At 71.6% G+C, this 23776-nt stretch carries 21 protein-coding genes; 9 read left to right on the top strand and 12 right to left on the bottom strand.

The features are described from left to right. Positions 1-60 precede the first annotated feature (60 nt). The 4 genes from F4558_RS09615 to F4558_RS09630 form a co-directional block, all read right to left on the bottom strand. Positions 61-5520 (bottom strand): ATP-binding protein, encoded by a 5460-nt coding sequence (locus tag F4558_RS09615; RefSeq protein WP_167943817.1) that lies wholly within the window; start codon positions 5518-5520, stop codon positions 61-63. A gap of 312 nt (positions 5521-5832) precedes the next feature. Continuing rightward, on the bottom strand, positions 5833-8745 hold the full coding sequence (locus F4558_RS09620; protein ID WP_167943818.1) for a glycosyl hydrolase: 2913 nt from the start codon (positions 8743-8745) through the stop codon (positions 5833-5835). A gap of 256 nt (positions 8746-9001) precedes the next feature. Continuing rightward, positions 9002-9385 (bottom strand): MmcQ/YjbR family DNA-binding protein, encoded by a 384-nt coding sequence (locus F4558_RS09625; RefSeq protein ID WP_312877299.1) that lies wholly within the window; start codon positions 9383-9385, stop codon positions 9002-9004. Between the two features lie 53 nt (positions 9386-9438). Then, complete coding sequence (locus F4558_RS09630) at positions 9439-10356, bottom strand: DMT family transporter (RefSeq protein WP_167943820.1); 918 nt, start codon at positions 10354-10356, stop codon at positions 9439-9441. Between F4558_RS09630 and F4558_RS09635 the strand changes: the two genes are divergently transcribed. Next, the gene (locus F4558_RS09635; protein ID WP_167943821.1) at positions 10355-11767 is read left to right on the top strand and encodes an aminotransferase-like domain-containing protein; all 1413 of its coding nucleotides are present in this window, start codon (positions 10355-10357) and stop codon (positions 11765-11767) included. The genes F4558_RS09630 and F4558_RS09635 overlap by 2 nt on opposite strands. Before the next feature lie 73 nt (positions 11768-11840). Here F4558_RS09635 and F4558_RS09640 read toward each other — a convergent pair whose 3' ends face one another. From F4558_RS09640 to F4558_RS09655, 4 genes are all read right to left on the bottom strand, one after another. After that, complete coding sequence (locus tag F4558_RS09640) at positions 11841-12134, bottom strand: BON domain-containing protein (RefSeq protein WP_053661272.1); 294 nt, start codon at positions 12132-12134, stop codon at positions 11841-11843. Between the two features lie 33 nt (positions 12135-12167). Then, on the bottom strand, positions 12168-12761 hold the full coding sequence (locus tag F4558_RS09645; RefSeq protein ID WP_053661270.1) for an STAS domain-containing protein: 594 nt from the start codon (positions 12759-12761) through the stop codon (positions 12168-12170). A gap of 79 nt (positions 12762-12840) precedes the next feature. After that, a complete protein-coding gene (locus F4558_RS09650) occupies positions 12841-13122 on the bottom strand; it encodes a hypothetical protein (protein WP_053661269.1) in 282 nt (93 codons plus the stop codon). A gap of 25 nt (positions 13123-13147) precedes the next feature. Next, on the bottom strand, positions 13148-13537 hold the full coding sequence (locus F4558_RS09655; RefSeq protein WP_157553092.1) for an STAS domain-containing protein: 390 nt from the start codon (positions 13535-13537) through the stop codon (positions 13148-13150). Between the two features lie 152 nt (positions 13538-13689). Here F4558_RS09655 and F4558_RS09660 point away from each other — a divergent pair, with 152 nt between their 5' ends. From F4558_RS09660 to F4558_RS09680, 5 genes are all read left to right on the top strand, one after another. After that, positions 13690-14379 carry a response regulator transcription factor gene (locus F4558_RS09660; protein ID WP_167943822.1) on the top strand — a complete coding sequence of 230 codons (690 nt, stop codon included), beginning with the start codon at positions 13690-13692 and terminating at the stop codon, positions 14377-14379. Further along, positions 14376-15734, top strand: coding sequence for a sensor histidine kinase (locus F4558_RS09665; RefSeq protein WP_053661265.1), 1359 nt, complete (start codon positions 14376-14378; stop codon positions 15732-15734). Before F4558_RS09660 ends, F4558_RS09665 begins: the two co-directional genes overlap by 4 nt. Further along, positions 15731-16297, top strand: coding sequence for a GerMN domain-containing protein (locus F4558_RS09670; protein WP_053661263.1), 567 nt, complete (start codon positions 15731-15733; stop codon positions 16295-16297). The genes F4558_RS09665 and F4558_RS09670 overlap by 4 nt, the downstream gene beginning before the upstream one ends. A gap of 161 nt (positions 16298-16458) precedes the next feature. Further along, positions 16459-16728, top strand: a complete 270-nt coding sequence (locus F4558_RS09675) for a GlsB/YeaQ/YmgE family stress response membrane protein (protein WP_053661261.1) — start codon at positions 16459-16461, stop codon at positions 16726-16728. A 95-nt stretch (positions 16729-16823) separates the two neighbouring features. Next, positions 16824-17126: a GNAT family N-acetyltransferase gene (locus tag F4558_RS09680; RefSeq protein WP_053661259.1), complete on the top strand. Its 303-nt coding sequence runs from the start codon at positions 16824-16826 to the stop codon at positions 17124-17126. 174 nt (positions 17127-17300) lie between these two features. Here F4558_RS09680 and F4558_RS09685 read toward each other — a convergent pair whose 3' ends face one another. The 3 genes from F4558_RS09685 to F4558_RS09695 form a co-directional block, all read right to left on the bottom strand. Then, positions 17301-18218 carry a 5'-3' exonuclease gene (locus tag F4558_RS09685; RefSeq protein ID WP_167943823.1) on the bottom strand — a complete coding sequence of 306 codons (918 nt, stop codon included), beginning with the start codon at positions 18216-18218 and terminating at the stop codon, positions 17301-17303. A 58-nt stretch (positions 18219-18276) separates the two neighbouring features. Further along, on the bottom strand, positions 18277-18504 hold the full coding sequence (locus tag F4558_RS09690; RefSeq protein ID WP_053661254.1) for a hypothetical protein: 228 nt from the start codon (positions 18502-18504) through the stop codon (positions 18277-18279). A 208-nt stretch (positions 18505-18712) separates the two neighbouring features. Next, positions 18713-20083: a glycosyl hydrolase family 18 protein gene (locus tag F4558_RS09695; RefSeq protein WP_167943824.1), complete on the bottom strand. Its 1371-nt coding sequence runs from the start codon at positions 20081-20083 to the stop codon at positions 18713-18715. Between the two features lie 201 nt (positions 20084-20284). Here F4558_RS09695 and F4558_RS09700 point away from each other — a divergent pair, with 201 nt between their 5' ends. The 3 genes from F4558_RS09700 (at position 20285) to F4558_RS09710 (ending at position 23113) form a co-directional block, all read left to right on the top strand. Then, positions 20285-21394, top strand: coding sequence for a M24 family metallopeptidase (locus F4558_RS09700; protein WP_053661250.1), 1110 nt, complete (start codon positions 20285-20287; stop codon positions 21392-21394). Beyond that, positions 21391-22533 carry an acyl-CoA dehydrogenase family protein gene (locus F4558_RS09705; protein WP_053661248.1) on the top strand — a complete coding sequence of 381 codons (1143 nt, stop codon included), beginning with the start codon at positions 21391-21393 and terminating at the stop codon, positions 22531-22533. The genes F4558_RS09700 and F4558_RS09705 overlap by 4 nt, the downstream gene beginning before the upstream one ends. A gap of 73 nt (positions 22534-22606) precedes the next feature. Then, positions 22607-23113 carry an Lrp/AsnC family transcriptional regulator gene (locus tag F4558_RS09710; protein ID WP_167943825.1) on the top strand — a complete coding sequence of 169 codons (507 nt, stop codon included), beginning with the start codon at positions 22607-22609 and terminating at the stop codon, positions 23111-23113. On the opposite strand, the gene F4558_RS09715 is transcribed toward F4558_RS09710, so the two are convergent. Continuing rightward, the gene (locus F4558_RS09715) at positions 23043-23654 is read right to left on the bottom strand and encodes a histidine phosphatase family protein (protein ID WP_167943826.1); all 612 of its coding nucleotides are present in this window, start codon (positions 23652-23654) and stop codon (positions 23043-23045) included. The two genes, F4558_RS09710 and F4558_RS09715, sit on opposite strands and share 71 nt — an antisense overlap. Between the last annotated feature and the right edge of the window lie 122 nt (positions 23655-23776).

The raw sequence follows: 23776 nt of genomic DNA on the forward strand, positions 1-23776 counted from the left end.
TCACACAGCGACGGTGCCACTGTCGACGATCGACAGTGGCACCGTGGGCAAACGCGCGTGCTACCGCAGGTGGTCCTCGATGGCCTCGATGATGCGCGGGCGCAGTTCGGCGGCGCGGATGACGGCGTCCACCGAGCCCACCTCGACAGCGCGTTGGATGTTGTGCACCCTGTCGAACTCCGTGGCCACCTCGCCGAGCTTCTCCGCCCGCACCGAGGACCGCAGCTCGTCCAACTCGGCGGTCAGCGCGGCGCGGTCGGTGCCGGACGCGGCGGCGACGCGCGCCTGCAGGTCGCGGACCCGATCGTCGGCGGCGGTACGGGCGTTGACGTCCGCGGAGAACACCACCGCCGCTGCCGGAGCGCCGCCGAGCACCGAGGCGAACGACCCCTCCAGCGCCAGCACCGTCATGCGCGGGTTCAGTGCCTTCGAGAACACCACGAACGCGCCACCGTGATAGCGCGAGATGACGCAGAAGACGATCGGGCCGTCGAAGTTGACGATCGCCCGGCCGATCTCGGCGCCGTACTCCAACTGCAGCTTGCGCATCGACTCCGGTGAGCCGTCGAAGCCGGACAGGTTGGCCAGCACGACAAGGGGCCGGTTGCCGCTCGCCGCGTTGATGGCCCGCGCGGCCTTCTTGGACGAGCGCGGGAACAGCGTGCCCGCCGTGTAGGTGTCCGGGCCGTCGGTGGGCGGGAAGCCACGCCGCGGCACCGACCGGGACTCGATGCCGAGCAGGCACACCGGGATCCCGCCGAGGTGGACGTCCTGCACCACTGCGGTGTCCGCATCGGCCATGCCCGCCCATCGCTCCAGCACCGGGTGGTCCTGGTCGGAGAGCGCCCGCATCACCGTCCGGATGTCGAACGGCTTCTTGCGGTCCGGGTTGGACTCGACCGAGAAGATCTCACCGACGGTACGGAACGGGCTGCTCGCCACGTCGTGCGGGAAGTCGGAGACGTCACGGTCCACCGGGTCCGTGGTCGCCGCCCGCCGAGGTGCCGCCTCGCCGGGCACGACGTACGTGTGGTCGTAGTGGGCCATCAGTACGTCCCGCGCGGCGGTCAGGTTCGGTGCCCAGTACTGCGCCTGCCCGTTCGGGCCCATCACCCGGTCGTAGCCGCCGATGCCGAAGTTGTCCTCGGCGGACACGCCACCGGAGAAGTCCAGCGACTGCTTGCCGGTCAGCACCATCGCCGAGTCCGGTGTCATCACCAGGACGCCCTTCGTGTGCATGAGCATCGTGGCCTCGGCGTTCCAGTACGGCTGAGCGCCGACGTTGATGCCCGCCACCACGATGTTGATCTCACCGCCGGCCTGGGTGAACTCGACGATGCGCTTGAGCGCCGCCGCCACCCAGTCCATGTTCTCGGTGCCCGAGGTCATCGAGATCCGGGCGCCGGCGGACAGCGCCCACCACTCCAGCGGCACCCGCATGCTCTCGGCGAGGTCCAGTGCGGCGATCACGCGCCGGCACTCCGGCTCGGACAGGGCGCCCAGCGACTTCGTCGGGTCACCCAGCAGCACGACCCGGGTGACGCCCTGCGGGTGCAGCGGCGCCGGCGTGGTGACGACACCGGCGACGATCGCGGCGCGGTTGCGCCCCTTCGGCCGGTCCACCGGCACCAGCACGTGGTCGTCGTCGATGTCGTACTCGACGAAGTCACCGAGGCGGCCGGTCAGCTCGTACGGGTACACGGTGTTGCGGCTGCTGGCGCGCAGCACCTTCAGCCGGTACTCGTCCAGCGGCTCGACGGGCTCGACCGGTGGCTCGCCGACTGTCAGCTCGGCACCACCCGCCGCGTCGAACGTGATCCGGACAGCGATCTTGGTCAGTTCGCCGGTACGACGGTCACGCTGGCGGGCGATGAAGAGGATCTCCTCAAGCCCGGCGCCCACGGTCGTCGGACGTACGCGCCCGGCGATCATCTCCATCTCCTGGCGGGTCAGCTCGCTCGGCGGCCAGACGTACACCACGATGCGGTTCGTGGTGAAGCGCGTCTTCGACGGCCGCAGCGTCTGGGCGCGGCGGATCGAGTCGAGGCAGGCGGCGATGGCGTCCTCGGCGGTGGGCAGCGCCACCAGCCGGCCGTCCTGCTCGCGCAGCTCGGTCAGGTCACGCACCTGCGCGAACGCGACGAGACGATCGTCGGCGGGGTTCTCCCTGGCCACGCACTGGAAGAGGTAGACCTCCTCGTCCGCCGACGGCAGCCGGGTCAGGTCGAACTTGTGCAGCCGCTCCAGCTGCATCCGCTGCGCGATGTACGGGTGCAGACCCCGGATCAGCCGATCCTCGGCCATCTGACCGTCCGACGGGCGGAACGTGAAGTGGTGGTGCATCACCGCGCCGCCGCGACCGGCGACTGTGGTGGTGAGGCGGCGCACCTGCGCCGGCAGCGGGTGCGCGGTGACGACCTCCAGCAGCGCTGCGGCCATCGCGTCGAAGTCCTCCGGCTGGTTCTCCCAGCCGAGGTAGATGTCGGCGTCGACGGCGTCCTCGCCGCCGGCCAGCTCAGCAAGCCCGCGCAGCGCGACACCGAGCGTGTCGAAGCGCACCGCTGCGGAGACCACACTCGAATCCGCGCGCTCGGCGACCACGAACGAGCAGCCCTCGACATCGCGGGTACGCACGCTGGTGAGCGCCCGGTTGCCGTAGTACCGCCGGGTCAGGACCTCCAGCATTACCGTGTTGTCGAGGTGGTCGCGCACGAGGCGCTGACCGAGCAGCCGGACCAGCGGCTCGGTGCTGCGGACCATCTCCGCGATGCGCTCGGTGCGGTCGGGCGCGTCCGGGTGCGCGTCCAGGTGCCGCAGGTGCCCACGGACCTGGGCGTAGACGCGCGCGCGGTTGCGGCGCAGCAGCGGCTGGGCGAACCAGGCGAACACCACGCCCCGGGCCAGGTCGGCGACGACGGGGAAGCGGACCTGGGTGGCGGCGATCAGCCGCTCCAGTGCCAGTCCGGCCGGCTCGCGCAGCGCCTCTTCCGGCGGGGTCTCGCGCAGCCACGCGCGCAGCAGCGCCGCGATGACAGTGGCGTCGGCCGCCGCCCGCTGCTGGGCGAGGAAGATCCGGAAGACGGCGGCTTCGAGGTCGCCGCAGCGGTCCAGGTCGCTGACACCGTAGTGACCGAGCGCCTTGGCGAGCTTGGCCTGGAAGCCGTCCGGCAGCCCGGCCCGCTCCACGTCCAGGCTCTGCAGGTACGTGTGGAAGTACTCGCGCGCACTACGGACGTGGGCGCCGCCGTCCTCGCCGGTGGGCCGGTTGCGGCTCAACTCGGTCAGGTCGGCGAAGACCTCGATGAGGTCCAGTTCGGCGGCGAGCGGCGGGTGGCCCTCCTCGGCGGCCGTCCGCCGTACCGCGAGGTAGTCGTCGAGCACGCGACGGTCGTCGTGCGGGTCGACGTCGAAGCCGAGCAGCAGGCCGCGCAGATCCTCCTGGCCGCGCCGGCTGCGCTGGTACGCCGACACGTCGTCGTCGGCGGCGGGCAGGTCCAGCTCGACGGCGGCGGCGCTCGGGCCGGCCACAGTCGTCGCGGACTCGTCGCCGAGGGGTTCCAGCCGCAGCAGCGGCGCTCCGGCCTCCACCTGGCTGCCGACGGAGACGGCGCACTCCTTGAGTCGCGCCCGGAACGGCGCGCGCAGCACCGTCTCCATCTTCATGGCTTCCAGCACCAGCACCGGCGCGCCGGCCTCGACCTCGGCGCCGACCTCCAGCGGTGTGGCCACGACCAGAGCCGGCATGGGGGAGCGGACGACGCCGCCCTCGTCGCGGCTGACCCGGTGGGTGACGCCGTCGACCTCGACGAGATGGGTCGGGCCGTGGGTGCCGGTGAGCAGGCGGTACCGGATGCCGTTGACGACGATCTGGCCGGTGTGCCTGTCGAAGCGGTCCAGGACGACGTCGGCGGTGCGTACGGTGCCGCCCGCCTCGATGCCGACGCGGAACCGGTGCGCGCCGATGCGTGCCACCCGCAGGCGGTAGGTGACGCCGCGCAGCTTGAGGTCCAGCGGACGGCCGCTGGCGTGCTGCACCTGCGGGCGCCCGCCGGAGGCCGTCGACAGCAGTCGCTGCCGCTCGGCCCGCTCCTCCTCCTCGTACGACTCGATGGCGGCCGCGGCAAGCGCAACAGCGGAGTGCCGGTGCGTGACGAGCCGGCCCTCGCCCCGGACCCTGTCGATCCAGCCGGTGTCCGCGCTGGCGTCGAGCACCTCGGGCTGGTCGAGCAGGTCGAGCACGAAGCTCTTGTTCGTCGCGCCACCCTCGATGATCACCGTGGTGTTCGCCATCGCCCGGCGCAGTTTGCCAAGCGCCTCGTCGCGGTTGCGCCCGTACGCGATGATCTTCGCGATCATCGAGTCGAAGTCGGCGGGGATGGTGTCGCCCTCGCTGACGCCGGTGTCCACCCGGATGCCGGGGCCGCTGGGCAGGTCCAGCCGCGCGATGCGCCCCGGCGACGGCGCGAAGTCCCGGTCGGGGTCCTCGGCGTTGAGCCGGGCCTCGATGGCGTGCCCGCGCTCGACCGGGGGCTCACCGTCGAGCCGGCCGCCCGCCGCGACGTGCAGCTGGGCCTTGACCAGGTCGAATCCGGTGGTCAGCTCGGTGATCGGGTGCTCGACCTGGAGGCGGGTGTTGACCTCCAGGAACGCGAACAGCCGGTCGCCGGGGTGGTAGAGGAACTCGACTGTCGCCGCGCCGCGGTAGCCGACGGCGATGGCGAGCCGCTCCGCCGACGTCTTCAGCTCGGCTGCCTGCTCGGGGCTGAGCACCGGCGACGCCGACTCCTCGATGACCTTCTGGTTGCGGCGCTGCACCGAGCAGTCGCGTACGCCGAGCGCCCACGCTGTGCCCTGCCCGTCGGCGATCACCTGGACCTCGACGTGCCGGGCGCCGGTGACAAGGCGCTCCAGGAACACGATGCCGCTGCCGAACGCCCGCGCCGCCTCCTGGCTGGTGCGCTCGTACGCGTCGATCAGTTCGGCCTCGTCGCGGACCACGCGGATGCCACGGCCGCCACCGCCGGCGGTGGCCTTCAGCATCAGCGGGTAGCCGACCTCGGCGGCCGAGGCGCGGGCGGCGGTAAGTGTCTCCACGGCGCCGCGGCTCCACGGCGCGACAGGTACGCCCACCTTCTCGGCGATCAGCTTCGAACCGATCTTGTCGCCGAGCTGGCGCATGGCGTCCGGGCTCGGGCCGATGAACGTGACGCCGATCTTCTCGCACAGCTCCGCGAACGCCGGGTCCTCGGCGACGAAGCCCCAGCCGACCCAGGCGGCGTCCGCCCCGGTCTCGACGAGGGCGCGCTCCAGGGTGGCCAGGTTGAGGTACGGGCGCGTGGACGCCGGGCCGAGGTCGTAGGCGATGTCCGCCTCGCGGACGAACGTGGCGGTGCGGTCGACGTCCGTGTAGAGGGCGATCGTCTCGATCCGGATGCCCGTCTCCGCGGCCAGCTCTCGGACCGCGTGGATGAGCCGCATGGCGGCTTCACCACGGTTGACGATGGCGACACGGTTGAACACCCGACTGACCCCTTTGGTAGACCATCATGTGCACGCCGCGAGTTGATGGGCTCCCGGCAGTGATCACTTTTCCGGCTCGGGGCGCGGAATGCCATGGCGCAACCGCCGAACAGACCGCCGCTCAGTTGTAGGAACCTGACAAAAGTTTTTGGCTGCCACGCCCAGGTTGCCGAATCGGTGTCCGATCCTCGGCGTCGATGCCGTGATGCGTCGTTTGGGTGGTCTGTCGGTTTGCTCGCCGCAGGTCCACCTGGACGCGGTTCCGGGTCGCCGCCGGTCGTTGCCCGACCGACGGCGACCCGGAAAGCGCGCTCAGGAGTAGGGGAGCCGGAGCACCGACTGGTTGCCGATGCCCAGGGTTGTGGGGTTGTTGCCGATCGCCGACCAGACCTCCACCCGGACCGTGCCGTTGGACAGCGCGCCCAACGTTCCGGTGGCCGAGGCCAGGCCGGCGCTCTGGGTGTAGTGCTCGTAGCCGGAAACCGGGTCGGTGGCGAAGTAGCGGAAGGTCTCCACCCGCTCCCAACTGCCGTTGCCGGTCAGGTCGTAGGAGATCCGCACCTGCACGCCGTTGCCGACCGCCGTGCCCGCGTCCAGGAACAGGTCGAACGCGCTCTGCCCGCCGGAGTAGGCGAGGTTGAGGCCGGTCGCCGTGAACACGCGCGCGTTGGTCGGCGTACCGTCGTGGTTTCCGTTTGCCGCCGCGACAGTCGTCGTGGCCGCGCTTCCGGCGGTGCCCAGCCCGCCGTTCGACAGCAGGTACCGGGTCGGAGAGCCCGAGCTGGGCGGCGGCGTGGTCGGGGGAGCCGTCGTCGGGGGAGCCGTCGTGGGCGGTGCCGTGGTCGGCGGTGCCGTGGTGGGCGGCGTGGTCGGGGTGACGCCGCCAGCGGCGTTGCCACCGCTCCAGGTGTACGCCCCGGTGGTGGCAGTCTTTCCGGCCGCCACGGTGAGCCTGGTGCCGTTGGAGAACGTGACGGTGATCGGGCTCGCGGTCGGGTTCGACGCCACATAGGTGCGTGAACCGTTGCGGGAGAAGACCGCGCTCAGCGGATGGTTGGCGGTGACCGTCGTGTCGACGGTGCCCAACGCCGCGAGGTTGCGGATCCAGTGGAACGTGTGCGCCCGGCTCTCGCCCTCCTCGACTGTGTAGTTGGGGTTCGCCCGCAGGTTCGCCAGCGCCGCGTCACCGTCGCCGAGGGCCTGGAACTGCCACAGGATGTCCTGCCACACAGTGGGTGGCCCGCCGTTGTTGCGGACCAGTTCGGCGTAGTTGGTGCGTACGTACGCCGGGTTGTTGCCCAGGTAGAGATGCCCGCCGGTGATCGGCAGCAGGTTGATGCCCTGGATCATCTCCGGCTCGGCGCTGAACCAGGTGGCGTACGCGCCGCCGTCGCCCCAGACCATGCCGACAGTCGAGTGTCCGAACGCGGCCGGGAAGTTCTGGTCGCTGACGTCGAACCAGTACTCCTGGATGGCCGCGGCCTGCGTGGTGTAGAGGAAGATGCCGGCGTCACGGACGGCGGTGTTGCCGGTGACCTGTCCCCACTGGATGAGGGCGCTGGCGAAGTTCATTCCCTCCGACGAGGACTCCTGGTTGTTTCCGGAGCCGAACGAGCCGTGCCCGGAGGCCCAGTCGTGGCCGGCGTAGATGTCGAAGTCCCGCAGGTAGGGAAAGCGCGTGTCGTCGCGTCGGTAGTTGTTGGCGTCGCGGATCAGCAGGTCCACCATGCCGCCGTAGCGGCTGGTGGAGGCCCACGACGGGTCGAACTTGGCGAGAGTCGCGGCGGCCGCGATGTAGTAGCCGTAGTGGAAGTGGTGGTCGTTGAGCTCCTGGTCCGAGCCGTACGACGCCGGGTAGCCGATGAGGGTGCCCCAGTTGCTGTCGTAGTAGAAGACCCTGCTGGTCTTTCCGCTCGACGCGGTGAACCAGTCGGTGAGCGTGCTGCGGATGGCGTTCAGCGCACTGTCGCGGGTGGCCGTGTCGTTGACCAGGTCGGCGACCTCGGCGAGCCGGGCGGCCCGGCCGAGCCCCTTGCCGGTCCAGTAGGTGTCGCCGCCGCGCTGGTCCATCGGGTTGCTACGTGCGGCGGCCAGGTGACCGTTGAGCGTCGCCAGGTCGGCGCCACTGCCGTCACCGACGGCCGGCAACTCCGGCAGTACGCCCTGGAACTTCATGGCGGTGCGGAACTGGCTGACGCCGGTGAGCACCTTCATCCGCCCCCGCGCCGACGGGTACGTCGGCGTGATCGGGGTGGACCCGGACAGCGACTTCCACTGGTGCGGGTAGAGGCTGACCACAGTCTGCGTGGCGCTGCCCTCCCGGGCGGTGGTGGTGAACGCGTACGTGGTGTTCAGCCCGCTCGTGGCCTGGTCGTAGGTGTACGAGACTGTGGTGCCGGTGACGTGGGCGTGCGCGTACCTGCCGTACGTCGCGGCCAGGTCGGAGCGCTCCGACGCGCTGGAGGTCGGCGGCAGCAGGGCCACCGAGAAGTACCCGCGACCGGCCAGCCCCGACGAGATCCGGCCGGAGGCGACACTCCAGCTGGCGCCGCTGGGGGCGTACCCCACGTAGTCGTGGCCGTTGACCCGGAATCCGATTGTGGCACCGCTGTTGGACCAGACCTCCGGGTTGCCGCTCGTGCTGATCACCGCGTCGCCGCCGGTGCTCTGGAAGTACGCGAACGGCAGGCCGTGGCCGATGGTGGCCCGCAGGGTGCGGGTGCCGTCGCTCCAGTGCGGACTGACCGTCCAGTCGCTCCAGCCGTCGACCTTGACCTGGGGTGCGCCGAGCCCGGCGACGCCGACCCGGATGTCCTGCACGTACGGGTAGTGGAACTCGCCGACACCGGTGGCGGTGCCGCTGATGGCGGGCGTGGAGTTGGCGGAGAACCCGAGACCGTCGGTGAACGTGTCGTACGAGATCGGGTGGGCGTGCAGGGGCTCGCTGAAGGAGCAGTCGGTGCGCTTCCAGAGCAGCGAGGACCACCAGTCGTTTGTGGGGATGGCACCGGCGGGCGCGTTGGCGGTGGCGAACTGCCGGGGGTTGCTCGACATCGAGCCGCAGCCGGAGGGGAGCGGGCCGACCGGGGTGGTGGTGTAGCTACCGGCGCCGACGGCGGCGGCCTCGGCGGCGCGGGTGAGGGGGATCGTGAGGCCGCCGACGACCAGGGCCAGGGCCGTGGTGGCGGCCAGGACCCATCGACGGTGGGGGACGGGAGGTTTCATGGTGCCTCCATCGCACGCCGGGTCACGGTCCGTGCCCGTTCCGGCGCGTTGCGTCTGAAATGAGGAGAAGGTCGACTGAGAGAGCGCTCTCTCTGACTCGCACGGTAATCGAACGCCGAGATCCGCGTCAATGTGTCAACCAGGTTGCGTACGGATGTCGCTATTTGCCGCAACGCGGCTGGCCCTCTTGCTCGCTGCCGCCCGGTCCGGCCGCGGCCCGGTCCGGCTCGGCGGCCGCCTGCCGGCGGCGGGGTCGCTAGCCCGAGAGCGTCGCGGGGTCGTCGAGGTCGGCGACGAGCGCGGCCGGTGCCCGCATCCGCCACGCGTCGGTGACGAGTTCGCTGAGGCGTTCGACGCCGACCTCGGGCAGGCGCAGCAGCACCAGGGGCAGCCCTTCGTAACCGGGCGCGGTGAAGAAGAGGTAGGGCTCGCCGAGCAGCAATGCCTGCTTCTCGGCCTCGTCGCCGACGAACAGCACGGCGACGTCGGTGCGGATCAGCCGTGGCTTGCCGGGGCGGCGCTCCGGATAGGACCAGACAAATCCCTTGTCGGCCACCCGGAAGTCGAAGCCGGCGCTGTCGACCTCCACCACGTGCGGCAGAGCGAGCGCCAGTCGCCGCACGTCGTCCGCGTCAGCCACCGAACCCCCGCACGATCCACATGTGCCGAGGTTACGCGCCGGCCCGCGTCCCATCACCGGTTGGTGCCGAGTCGCGTGCGGATCGCTGTCGCGGCGCACAGGATGACCACGAGGCCGCCGACGAGCGTCGTGGCGCCGATCTGCTCGCCCAGCAGCAGGGCCGCCCAGGCGATGCTCATGACGGGCTGGGCGAGTTGCACCTGGCTGACCTGCGCCATCGGCCCGATCGCCAGCCCGTGGTACCAGGCGAAGAAGCCGAGGAACATGCTGACCGCGCCGAGGTAGCCGAACGCCGCCCACTGCGCAGGCGTGCCCTGCGGGACCTCTCGGGCGACGGCGACGACAGTCAGGGCCACCATGAGCGGGGAGCACAGGACGAGCGCCCAGGAGACGGTCTGCCAGGCGCCCAGCTCGCGGGCCAGCAGACCGCCCTCGGCGTACCCGGCGGCGGCGGCCACGACCGCGCCGAAGAGCAGCAGGTCGGCGGGGTGCAGTCGACCGAGGCCACCCCACTGCGCCGAGGCGAAGACCGTGGCGGCCACCGCGCCAGCGCCGGCGGCGACCCAGAACCGGCCGGGCGGGCGCTCGTGTCCGCGCAGGACGGCGAGCATGGCGGTCACCGCCGGCAGCACGGCGATCACGACAGCGCCGTGGCTGGCCGGCGCGCTGGTCAGGGCGAACGAGGTCAGCAGCGGAAACCCGACGACGACGCCGCCGCCCACCACGGCGAGGCGGAGCCACTGCGCGCCGCGCGGCAGGCGCTGGCGCGTGATCGTCAGAGCGATCGCGGCCAGCAGCGCCGCGACGACCGCTCGGGCCGACCCGATGAACAGGGGCGACAGGCCGCCCACTGCCAGTCGGGTGAGGGGGACGGTGAGCGAGAACGCCGCTACTCCCACCAGACCCCAGCGAAGCCCGGCCGGCGGTATCGCCGTCCGCGTGATTGCAGTAGCGCTACTCTGTGTTCTCATGAATGACGGTAGCAGCACCCGGATCGCCACCGACCTCGCCCGGTGGATCACGACGGCCGCACCCGGTGCACGGCTGCCGTCCACCCGGGAACTGGTCGCCCGCTACCAGGCCAGTCCCGTGACGGTGCAGCAGGCGCTGCGTACCCTCACCGCCCGCGGGCTCGTCGAGAGCCGGCCCGGAGTCGGCACGTTCGTCCGCGCCGTACGGACGGCGCGACCGGCCGACTACGGCTGGCAGACCGCCGCGCTACGCGCGCCGCACGCCCTTTCCGGCGCGGTGCCGACAGCGCTGCGCAGCGCCCCCAACGACGTCGTCGCGCTGCACGCCGGCTACCCGGACCGGGAGCTTCTCCCGGAGCGTCTGGTCCGCTCCGCGCTCGCCCGGGCGGCTCGCACGGAGGCTGCGCTGACCCGGCCGCCCACCGCCGGCCTGCCGGAGTTGCAGTCCTGGTTCGCCGACGAGGTGCGTGCCGTCACCCCGCTCGGCGGAACACCACCCACACCCAGCGACGTCATCATCGTCCCCGGCAGCCAGAGTGGACTGAGCTCGGTGTTCCGCGCCCTGGTCGGGCCCGGTCAACCACTGCTGCTGGAGTCCCCGACCTACTGGGGAGCCATCCTGGCCGCACGGCAGGCAGGCGTGCGGGTCGTACCGGTCCCCAGCGGCCCCGACGGGCCGGACCCCCGCGAGGTGGCCCGCGCGTTCGCCGAGACGGCCGCCCGGGTGCTCTACGCCCAACCGAACCACGCCAACCCCACCGGAGCACGGTGGTCGGCGGCGCTGCACGAGCAGGTGCTCACCGTCGTACGCGAGCACGGCGCCTTCGTCGTCGAGGACGACTGGGCCCACGACCTCGGCGACACCGCCACCGCGACACCCCTGGCCGCCCACGACGACAGCGGCCACGTCGTCTACCTGCGCTCGCTCACCAAGAGCGTGTCGCCGGCCATCCGCGTGGCGGCCGTCATCGCCCGGGGCCCGGCCCGCGAACGGCTCCTGGCCGACCAGGCCGCCGAGTCGATGTACGTCAGCGGCCTCCTGCAAGCCGCCGCGCTCGACGTCGTCACCCAGCCCTCCTTCGCCACGCACCTGCGCGGCCTGCGCCAGCAACTGGGCGCGCGACGCGATCTCCTCGTCACCGCGCTACGCGAGCACGCCCCACTGGCGCACATCGACAGGGTGCCGGCCGGAGGGTTGAACCTGTGGGTCCGCCTGCCCGACGGCACAGACGTCAAACGGCTCGCCTCCGACGCGGGAGACGCCGGGCTCGTCATCGCCCCCGGGACCGAGTGGTTTCCCGCCGAACCCACAGGGCCGTTCCTCCGACTCAGCTACGCCGGCCCCAACCCCGCGGCGTTTCCCACAGGGGCACGCCTACTGAACGACGCGCTCGCCCGCCAGGGCCTCTGACATACGGCCCCTGGCGGGCGAGCTGCGGGCGGCGCGGTCCTGGCCGGCGAGCTGCGGCGTGGTGCGACCCGGTTCAGCGGCGGCTGCGGCGCTGGTCGCCGAGCCGCAGCGTGTTGCAGACGTCGAAGACTCCCGGCACGTCCCAGGCGAGTTCCGCGGCGACCTGGCGTGCGTCAGTGTCGCTCACCAACCCGGACAGGATGACCACCCGGTTCTGCACTGTGACGCCGATCCGCTGCCGCCTCGTGGTCGAGTCGGCGCTCAGTCGCTGCGCGACAAGCGCCTCGAGCCGCCGGTCCGGGCTGTCCGGCTCGGGCTGACTGGCGGCGAACCAGTTCTCGTCAGGCAGCGGCCATGGCATGTGCACGAAAAGAGCTCCTTGCTGGTGGATCGGCCGTGATCAGACGCGGGTGCCCGACACGGACGCGTCCTGCGACAGGTGGGCGAGCGCGTCGGCGCGGCTCTCGAAGATCGGGAACGTCCCGTCCAGGCGCATGGTGTGCAGGACGGTGCGGATGAACCGCGACGGCGCGGCGAGGCTGAGCGTGGCGCCACGGCCGCGGGCGTCCTGGTGGGCGCGCACGAGCAGGCCCAGTCCGGTGGAGTCGATGAGGTGCACGTGGCTCAGGTCGACAACGACGTGCCCACCCATCTCGGCGGCGTGCCGCAGGGCGGAGCGCAGTGTGTCACCGGCTTCGAGGTCGATGTCGCCGGTGGCCGCGACGACCGTCACGTCGTCGAGGTGGTCGATGGCGAGGATGCCGCCGGGTCCGTGGTCGCTGCACGAGACCGTTGCGCCCTGCGAGGTCGGCCGCAGGCTGCAGTGCGGGCAGCGATGGGGGCCGGTGGCGAACGGCGATCCACTCCAGCCGTGTTCGGACACCAGCGTCCAGACGACCTCCGCGTCGGGCAGCACGCACGCGGTGGCCCGGAGGGAGTCACCGCAGATGTCGCAGATCAGGGTCATCAGGTCGTCGTCGGGGACGACGGTCATGGCGCTGTCCTTCCTACGTCCGTGCCCGGCCGCGGACGACCTCGGTGCGGGCTCAAATCGGTGGTGCGGATCCCGTGCGTCACGGTTCTGGCGTCTCTGAGGTGGCTCGTCCCGTGGTCACCACGACGAGAACGACGCCGACACCGGCGACGCCGATCTGCAGGAGGAACTCCAGGAAACCGAACCCCTGGGCGGTGACACCGGCCAGGCGCGCGGCGGTGGACCCGATCAGCGCGGCGACGACGCCGACGGTCAGGGCGACCCACAGCGGAACGCTGTGCGGGCCGGGAACGACACGCCGGCCGAGAGCCCCCGCGACCACGCCGACGACGACGGCGCTGACCAACCCGCTGACACTCATGCTGCCTCTCCTGTCGCTGCCGGCGTCAGTGCCGGGTGGTCACGGGCGCCCGGCCCTGCGCGATCGGCGATGGCGGGGCGGCTTCGGGCTGGCCGTCCTCGGCGTCGATGACGATCGGCAGAACCTGCTCCAGCCGGGCGGTGTGCAGGATGCGCCGGATGCGGGGGTTCGGGTTACGGATGGTGAGGACCCCGTCGGCCCGTACCAGCCGCCGGTGGACGTCGAGCAGCAGCCCGATGGCGGCGGCGTCGATGTGCCGGCACCGTGACAGGTCCACCACGACGCGGCCGGGACGCAGCGCCAGCAGCCTGTCGAACACGACCCCGGTCTCCGGCAGACCGGCCAGGTCGAACGTGTCGATGCACACCTCGACCATCGGCAGCGTCCACGACGTCGGTGCCGGTGACTCCGTCATGGCGTACCCCTTCGCTCGCGGCCCTGTACGCCAACGACCGTGCCGGGCCGGCTTGGCGGTCACCGCGCGGATCCATGACAGTTGCGTGACAAATCCACCAACCGGCGGGCGCGGTTGGCCGCGCGGCGTGCGGCCTGGGGATGATTCCCTGTATGACGGCCGTACTGGTGATCGAGGACGACGACCGCATCCGGCTGGCGCTGCTGCTCGCATTGGAGGACGAGGGGTACGACGCCGTCGGCGCGGCCACCGCCGAGGAGGGCCTGCGCGCCCAGCGCCGTGACCCGGCCGACTACGTGCTTGTCGACCTGATGCTGCCGGGCCTTGACGGTTTCGAGTGCATCCGGCAGTTGCGCCGCGACGACGACGTCCCGATCGTGGTGGTCAGCGCCCGCGACGAGACCCACGACATCGTGGCCGCGCTCGAAGCCGGCGCCGACGACTACGTGGTCAAGCCCGTGGCGATCAAGGAGTTGACCGCCCGGCTGCGCGCCCTGCGTCGCCGCGCCCGCGCGGGCGTCGCCGGTCCGGGGCCTGCGCCGGTGCCCGTGTTAGCCTTCGGCGACCTGGAGATCAGCCCAGACGCGGGGGAGGTCCGGCGGGCCGGCCAGCCCGTGCCGGTCACCCGCACCGAGTTCCGGCTGCTCTGCGAGCTGGCCGAGCACGCCGGTCGCGTGCTGTCCCGGCAGCAGTTGCTGCAACGGGTCTGGGGCTACGACCTGGGCGACGAGCGGCTTGTCGACGTGCACGTGGGCAGGCTGCGGCAGAAGATCGAACGGGATCCGGCCACGCCCCGCCACCTGGTCACCCTGCGGGGTATGGGCTACAAGCTGCAGCGATGAGACACCGCCTCGGACTCCGTACCCGGGTCACCGCCGCGTTCGCCGTCGGTGCGCTCCTGCTGGCCGCGTCGATGGCCCTCGTCTCGTACGAGCTGGTCAGCCGCTCCCTGCTTGAGGAACGCGAGCGTACGGCCCTGCGCGCCGCCTACTTCGACGCCGCCATCGTGCGCGCCGGCCTCGACACGGACACCCCGGACGTGGTGGAGGTGCTGCGCTCGCTGGACACCGGCGGGGGCCGCCGGCCCGTGCTGCACCTGGACGGCGAGTGGTACGCCCGTACCGTCGACTCGGGCACCACCACGTCCATCCCTGTCGACCTGCGACGGCTCGTGGCCGCCGGGGAGCCGGCGTTGCAGCGGGTACGCCTCGACGGCCAGCCCGCCCTGGTGGTCGGGGTGCCGCTGTCTGACACGTCGATGTATTTCGAGGTCAACTCCCTGCGTGAGCTGGAGCAGACGTTCCAGGTCCTGGCGTTGGCGCTGACCACCGTGGCGATCATGGTGGCGGGCTCCGGTGCCGCGCTCGGCTGGTACGCCACCCGGCACGGGCTGCGTCCACTGACGGCGGTCGCCGACGCCGCCGAGAAGATCGCCGCCGGTGACTTCACCGCCCGCCTCGACCCGACCACCGACCCCGACCTGACCCGCCTGTCGTCGTCGTTCAACCAGATGGTCGACAGGCTCGCGCAGCGCATCGAACGGGACCGCCGCTTCGCCGCAGACGTCAGCCACGAACTGCGGTCCCCGTTGCAGACCCTCGCCGCGGCGGCCAGCGTCCTGGCCCGCCGCCGCGAACACCAGGACGAACGTACGGCGACGGCCGCCGGTCTCGTCGCCGACGAGATCGACCGCTTCCAGCGGCTCGTCAACGACCTGATCGACCTGGCCCGCAGTGACCACCCCGCCCGTCGGGCCCCGGTGGACGTGGTGGCGCTGGCCCGGGACGCCTGTCACGCCCTGGACCTGCCCGCGAGCATGGTCCACCTCGGTCCGGGCGTGCCGGCGACCTGGCAGGTGGAGCGGCGGCGGGTAGCCCAGATCCTCGCGAACCTGCTCGGCAACGCGGCAACCTACGGCGGCGGCCCGGTGGCCGTCCGGTTGGGCCGCGACGGCAGCGCAGGTGTCATCGAGGTCGACGACGAGGGCCCGGGCGTGCCGGTCGAGGACCGTGAGGCGATCTTCGACCGGTTCGTGCGGGGCCGCGCCGCGAACACCCGTGGCACCGGCGACGGCACCGGTCTCGGGCTCGCGCTCGTCGCCCAGCACGCCGCCGCGCACGCCGGCGACGTCACCCTCGGCGACCGGCCCGGCGGCGGCGCCCGCTTCCGGGTCACCCTCGCGGAGAGCCTGCCATGACGGGCCGTCGTCTGGTCGTCGCGGTGACGCTCGCCGCGCTGCTCGCCGGCTGTGGCATCCCCACCGACGACACGGCCCGGCCGGTGACGCCCCCACGCGGGCCGTTTCCGACAGTGGCTTCCACGGATGCCACGGTCCCGGCCGGCAGCGCCGCGGAGATCCTCTGTCTGCTGCGTGACAACCGCATCGTCCCCGTGCTCCGGCGCGTGGAACGTCCGCCGACTGTCGAGGAGCATCTGCGGCATCTGCTCGCCGGGCCCACCACGACCGAGCGGGACGACGGGTTGACGAGCGCGCTCGCGGGTGCGGTGACCGCCGCCGGGGCGACGGTCACCGACGCCGAGGCCCGCGTCGTTGTCGACGAACCCGGCCACGATGTGGGCCGCAGCGACGAGGTCCTCGCCTTCGGCCAGATCGTCTGCACCCTGACCAGCCGCGACGACGTCGCCACCGTCACGTTCCTGCGCGACGGCAAGCCCCTCGGCGTGCCGCGCGCCGACGGCTCGCTCACCGAACGGCCCCTCACCCGCACCGACTTCGCCCCGCTCATCGTGCCGCAGTGACCGCGACCGCCGGCCGTGGGGCGCAGTCATACGTTTCATGACAGTCGCGTGACAAATCGGCTGACGAGCCGATCTCCGGTTTCGGTGGCGCACCATCGGGGGCACGAAAGCGTCGCCGACGAAAAATTTCAGCTTCACGACACTGAGGAAGGACGGTTCCCGTGGAGGTTACGGGCTTCTTCACCGCCATCATCATCGGTCTGATCATCGGGGCCCTCGGCCGGCTGGTGGTGCCGGGCAAGCAGAACATCCCGATCTGGCTCACCCTTGCCATCGGCGTACTGGCCGCGATCCTCGGCACCCTCGTTGCCGGTGTGTTCGGCGTCGACGACACCGCCGGCGTCGACTGGATCGAACTGTTCATCCAGATCGTGTTCGCGGCGATCGGTGTGGCAATCGTCGCCGGCATGTACGGCCGCCGACGGCACTGAGGACCACGCACGGGCGGGCCCACCCTCAACTGGGGGTGGGCCCGCCCGTGCGTCGTGCCGGAATCGAGCAGAGCCGGCTGTGATTGGATGGTCCGGTGCAGTTCACAGTGACAGAGGCGCCGACGCGGGAGCGGTTCGAGGCGCGCGACGAGGCGGGCGCTGTCGCTGGATTCGTCACCTACCAACTGACCGGCAGCATCATCGTCTACACCCACACCGAGACCGATCCGGCGTACGAGGGCAGAGGCGTCGGGTCGACGCTGGCCCGCGCGGTGATGGACGACGCCCAGGCCAAGAGGCGCATGGTCGTGCCGATCTGCCCGTTCCTCGCCGAGTGGCTGCGCAAGCACCCGGAGTACGAGGGCATCGTGGTCCGGTCGACCCGCAAGGTCAAATAGCTTCCGCCCGTCCCAGCACCCCCTGCGCATCCGTCGGGAGACGCGACCGATGACAGCCTCCGCCTTCCGCGCATCACCTTCGGCCCCGGCATGCAGCGGTACGCCATGAGGGTGATGGCCGCCCGCACGGCCGAACTACGCGGCTGACGCCGGCCCGGCCAGCGTCGGCCGGAGTCAGTGGTCGGCCAGGGCGTCCACGAGGCGGCGGGTCGAGCCGGCCAGGTTCCACTGGGCGGCCAGTTCGAGGAGCCGGTCCGGGTCGGCGGGAGAAGTCGGCAGGGCGGTGGGCAGCTCCGGCAGCGGCACGTCCAGGGCCACCTGGACCACAGTCGGGGCGACCGCCAGGTAGTCACGGGCGGCGGCGAGCTTGGTGCGCAGGCCCGGCGCGAAGGACGAGTCGGAGTCGTCGAGCGCGGCAAGGATGCCGGCGATGCTGCCGTACCGCTCGATGAGCCGGGCGGCGGTCTTCTCGCCGACACCGGGCACGCCGGGCAGGCCGTCGCTGGGGTCGCCGCGCAGCGCCGCGAAGTCGGCGTACCTGTCGGCCGGCACGCCGTAGCGGGCGCGCACCGCTGCGTCGTCACAGTCGTCGAGCTTGGCCACGCCGCGCCCGACGTAGAGCAGCCGGACCGGTCGGCTGTCGTCGATGAGCTGGAAGAGGTCCCGGTCGCCGGAGACGACCTCGACCGGGCCCGGCTGGGTCACCGACAGCGTGCCGAGCACGTCGTCGGCCTCGTAGCCGGTCGCCCCGACGGCGGTGATGCCGATCGCGGCCAGCACCTCCAGGATCATCGGCACCTGCGGGGAGAGCGTGTCCGGAACGACCTCGCCGCCCTGCGGGGCAACCCGGTGCGCCTTGTACGACGGCAGCAGCTCGACCCGCCACGCCGGCCGCCAGTCGTAGTCGAGGGCGCAGACCATCCGGTCGGCGCCGCGTCCACGGATGAGGGTGGCGAGCATGTCGAGGAAGCCACGTACCGCGTTGACGGGAGTGCCGTCCTCGGTGCGGGCTGCGGACTCCGGAATGCCGAAGTAGGCCCGGAAGTAGAGGCTGGCTGCGTCGATCAGCAGGATCGGGGGTCGATGTGCCACGCCGGACAGCCTGGCACAGCCCTCCGACGATCTCGGGTACGCCCTGCCGACGGCGGCGTCAGCGTTGCTCGTCGTGCCCGTAGACGGTCGCCCGCCGGGCCAGGTGCTGCACGACATAGCTGGTCACCAGCAGCACGACGGCGACAAGCACCTCGATCCAGGCCGCGACACCGTCGGCCACGGTGAGCCCGATGACCAGCAGCACCAGACCGACGAGCGCGAGGACGCCGGCCCACAGCTGACGGCGACGGCGTGTGGCCGCCCGGTTCGCCTGGTTCGCTGCCACGTCGCTCCTCCCGGTCGGGAGCCCGTGCGGGTTCCTGACCCCAGGCTATGACCGCCGGGGCCGTCCGACCGGGAAAACCAGAGCGTCCGTCGGCCAGCGCGCCGGCGATGAGCGTGAGCGCGAGGATCCCCGGCCGGCGATGAGCGTGAGCGCGAGGATCCCCGGCCGGCGCGGGGCGCGTCGGCCGGGGATCTCACGGACCGTGCCGTCAGGCGGGAAGCGCCCAGCGCTGGTTGGCGCCGGCGAAGCAGTCCCAGATCTGCAACCGGGTGCCGTCGGCGGAGCTGTTGTCGCTGGCGTCCAGGCACTTGTTGGACTGCGGGTTGCGCAGCGTGCCGTCGGACTGCGCCTGCCAGACCTGGGCTCCGGTGCCGTTGCAGTCCCAGAGCTGGATCTTCGCGCCGTTGGCGGTGGAGCCGCTGGTGATGTCGGCGCACTTGCCGAGCGCCCGCAGGGTGCTGTCACCGGCCACCGTCCAGGTCTGCGCGTTGGTGCCGTTGCAGGCCCACAGCTGCACTGCGGTTCCGTTGGCGGTGCTCGCGGAGGCCACGTCGACGCACTTGCCGCCGATCCCGGTGATCCGGCCGGTACGCCCGCTCGGCGGCGGGGTGGTGCCGCCCATGATGGTGTCGTACATGGCGCTGACAAGCGAGGTCGAGCCCGTGGTGTCCTGCGACAGTTCCCAGTTCATGACGCCGCCGGCGTTGGCGAGCGCCCACTGGGTCTTGCGCTTGACCGTCGGGATGCCGTTGTAGCACTGCTGCACGCCGCTGACGGTGGCGCAGTCCCGGTTGGCGTTGGCCGGGTCCATGCCGACAAGCGCCGAGTACGTGTAGTAGCCGGGGCGGCTGTAGAACGGGATGCCGAGCACTGCCTTGCTGGCGGGCAGGCCGCGCGACTTCCACAGGTTGATGCTGGCGATCGACCAGTCGTAGTTGGCGTGTGGGCTGCCGCCGTCGTACGCCATGATGTTGAGCCAGTCGACCTGGGCGAAGACGGCGGTGGGTACGCCCTGCACGTAGGTGCCCTCGGAGACCACGGCGGCGGTGAGGAGCTTGCCCCTGCTGTGCAGTGCGCTGCCGAGCTGGGTCATGAGCTGGGTGTAGTTGTTGGCCGAGGTCCCCGGGTCCGGGTATTCCCAGTCCATGTCGACACCGTCGAGGTTGTACTGGTTGACGAAGTTGACGAGGTTGTTGACGAAGGCGGTCCGGGTACCTGCGTTGGCGGCGAGGGCTTCGAAGGCCGAGTCGTTGCCGTCGTTCCAGCCGCCGACAGCGATCGACACCTTGACGTTGTTGGCGTGCCCGAGCGAGACCAGCGAGGAGAGCTTGCTGGGGTTCTCCACAGGGCGCAGGCTGCCGTCGTTGTTGGGCAGCACGAAGGCGTAGTTGATGTGGGTGAGTTTGTTGTACTGGATGGTGTTGACGTTGCCGGCCCACGAGGGCAGGTAGCCGACGCTCTTGAAGTTGTTGGGCAGTACGGCGGCCTGCGCGGCGGTGGGGACGAGGGTGAGGGTGGCGCCGGCGGTGGCCAGCGCGAGCAGGCCGGCGGTGAGCGCGCGGCGCAGTGTTGAGGGCATCGGTGGGGCCTTCCCGGGCGGGGGACGACGCCCGCCCGCGCAGGGTTGTCACGGGCGGGAGGTGCGAAAACGCGGGTATGGCCTCGAGGCAGCCAAATCTTAAAGAGTGTTAACTGTCGGCGTCAATCAACCCCGGTGGATTTCCCACGGCGGACCCCGCGCGGCTTCTGGGGATGCCCAAACGACCGTTAAGCTGACGAGGTGGGAATCGACGAGCTGTACCCGTCCGACCGGTTGATCGCCGCGCAGCGCGCCACAGCGGCCGCCGGTCTGGACGCGCTGGTGCTCACCCCCGGTTCCGACCTGCGCTATCTGACCGGCTACGACGCACACGCGGGGGAGCGGCTCACCTGCCTGGTGCTGCCCGCCGAGGGTGAGCCCACGCTCATCGTGCCGACCCTGGAACGTCCGGCCGCCGAGGCGTCACCGGCCACCGGCCTGCGCATCGTCGACCACGCCGACGGCGTCGACCCGTACCCCCTTGTGGTGGCAGCCCTCGACGGCCCGCCGGCATCGGTGGGGTTGGCCGACCGGATGTGGGCCGAGCAGGTTCTCGCACTGCGCGCGGTGCTGCCCGGCGCCGCGCAGCGGCTCGCCTCCGAGGTGCTGCGCGAGCTGCGCATCCGTAAGTCCCCGGCGGAGGTCGCGGCGCTCGCCGAGGCCGGCGTGGCCATCGACGAGGTGCACCTGCGGATGGGCGAATGGCTGCGCCCCGGCCGCACCGAGGCCGAGGTGGCCACCGACATCGCCGCCGCGATCCGGGCCGCCGGGCACGTCAGCGTCGACTTCGTCATCGTGGCCGCCGGTCCCAACGGGGCGAGCCCGCACCACGGCACCTCGAACCGGCCGATCGGCGCCGGCGAACCGGTGGTTGTCGACATCGGCGGCACGATGCCGTCGGGCTACCGCTCCGACTGCACCCGCACCTACGTGGCGGGCGGGCCGGCGCCGGCCGAGTTCCTGGACTACTACGCGGTGCTGCGCGACGCCCAACGCGCGGCGGTGGCGGCCGTGCGACCCGGGGTCACCGGCGCGGGGGCCGACGCCGCGGCCCGGGAACCGATCGCCGCCGCCGGCTACGGCCCCGCGTTCCTGCACCGCACCGGCCACGGCATCGGGCTGGACGGTCACGAGGAGCCCTACCTGGTCGCTGGCAACGACAGGCCCCTGGAACCCGGGATGGCATTCTCCATCGAACCGGGCATCTACCTCGCGGGCCGACACGGCGCCCGCATCGAGGACATCGTCGTCTGCACAACGGACGGCGTGCAACGGCTCAATACCACCCCCACGGAGCTCATCGCCTTATGACTGTCGACCGGATCCTCCCCACCGACGAGGCCCACGACCTGCTGGACCTCGCCACCGAGCTCGCCGACCGGGAGCTCGCACCCAAGGCCGCCGGCTTCGAGGAACGCGCCGAGTTCCCCCGCGACGTGCTGCGCACCATCGGTAGGGCCGGCCTGCTCGGCCTGCCCTACCCCGAGGAGTACGGCGGGGCAGCCCAGCCCTACGAGGTGTACCTCCAGGTGCTGGAGATCCTGGCCAGCCGGTGGCTCGCGGTCGCCGAGGCGGTGAGCGTGCACACCCTGTCCTGCTATCCGGTGGCCGCGTTCGGCACCGACGAGCAGCGCAAGCTGCTGCCGGACATGCTCGGCGGTGAACTGCTCGGGGCGTACTGCCTCTCCGAGCCGCAGGGCGGCTCCGACGCTGCGGCGCTGACCACCCGGGCGGTCCGCGACGGCGACGCGTACGTCCTCTCCGGCACCAAGGCGTGGATCACCCACGCCCGGAACGCCGACTTCTACAACGTGTTCTGCCGCACCGGAGGCCCGGGTCCAAAAGGGATCTCCTGCGTGGTCGCCGACGCCGCGACGCCGGGCATCGCGCCGCAGGCGGCCGAGCGGACCATGGGATTGCGGTCCTCGCCGGTGGCGCAGATCGTCTTCGACCAGGCCCGGGTGCCGGCCGACCGGCTCGTCGGGGGCGAGGGCGCGGGCTTCACGATCGCGATGTCCGCGTTGGACTCGGGGAGGCTCGGCATCGCTGCCTGCGCGGTCGGGCTGGCCCAGGCCGCGCTCGACTACGCGGTCTCCTACGCCCGCGAGCGCCAGCAGTTCGGCCGCGCCATCATCGACTTCCAGGGTCTCGGGTTCGGTCTCGCCGACGCGGCGACGCAGATTTCGGCGGCCCGCGCGCTGACCCTCGCGGCGGCGCGGCTGCGCGACGCCGGGCGGCCGTACTCGATCGAGGCGGCCAAGGCCAAGCTGTTCGCCACCGACATGGCGATGCGGGTGACCACCGACGCGGTGCAGGTGCTCGGTGGTGCCGGCTACGTGGCTGACCACCCGGTGGAGCGCTACATGCGTGAGGCGAAGGTGTTGCAGATCGTGGAGGGCACCAACCAGATCCAGCGGTTGGTGATTTCCCGGTCGCTGGCGAAGGGCTGAGCGGGCTGCGACGGGTGCGGCGGCTTCGCCGTGCCCGTCGCCGTCGGGCCGTTTTCCCGGTAGGTTGCTCGCCGTGGAAGAGATCGACCGCGCTGTCCTCGCCGCGCTCACCGCTGACGGCCGCCTGTCGTACACCGACCTGGCCGAGAAGGTGGGGTTGTCGGTGTCCGCCGTGCACCAGCGGGTGCGCCGGCTGGAGCAGCGCGGGGTGATCAAGGGGTACGCCGCCAAGGTCTCCTTCGAGGCGCTGGACCTGCCGTTGACGGCGTTCGTGGCGATCCGGCCGTTCGACCCGTCGCAGCCGGACGACGCGCCGGAGCGGCTGGCCCACCTGCCCGAGATCGACTCGTGCTATTCGGTGGCGGGGGAGGACTTCTACATGCTGCTGGTGCGGGTGGCCAGCCCGGCTGACCTGGAGCGGGTGTTACAGGAGATCCGCACCTCGGCGAGCGTGACGACCCGGACGACGGTGGTGTTGTCCACCCCGTACGAGAGCCGGCCGCCGAAGATCAGCGCGGGGGGACCGAGTCGGTCGCGGTCCCGGGTGCCGGCGGAGCCGGCTGGTTCCACCGAAGGATGACCCGCCGTCCGTGCTCGTGACCGAGCGCGCTGACGGTGGCGGTGTCCAGCCGCAGGAGGCCGCCTGCGGACGGGGGCAGGCCGACCCAGCGGGCGCCGAGGACCCGCAGGCTGTGCGCGTGACCGACAAGGGCTACGGTGCCCTGGTCCAGCAGCGGCGTGGCCCGGGCCAGCACCCGGTCGAGCCGGGCGCCCACCTGGGCGGGTGATTCACCGCCGGGGCAGCCGTCGGTCCAGATGTTCCACTGCGGCTGGTCGGAGTGGATGTCGACGGTGGTGCGCCCCTCGTACTCGCCGTAGTTCCACTCGACGAGATCCTCGTCGACGCCGTCGACGGTGAGCCCTGCCAGCTGCGCGGTGTGCAGGGCCCGCGTGCGAGGGCTGCTCAGCACCGTGGCGAACCGCCTGCCGGCCAGAAACGCCGCGAGGGTGCGGGCCTGGCGCTCACCGTTGGGGGTCAGCTCCAGATCGGTGTACGAGGTGTGCCGGCGGGCGGCACTCCAGGTGGTCTCGCCGTGCCGGATCAGCAGGAGCTCTCCCATCCGGCCAGTTAACCACCGTGCGGACGGAGGCATGCGGCTCCACCATCCCACCTATCTTCCTAGGATGCCTTACGGGTTGTGCCGACCGGCACCGCCGGTTTCGGCACCCAGAGACCGGGCAA

Source organism: Micromonospora profundi, assembly GCF_011927785.1.
Classification (GTDB): Bacteria; Actinomycetota; Actinomycetes; order Mycobacteriales; family Micromonosporaceae; genus Micromonospora; species Micromonospora profundi.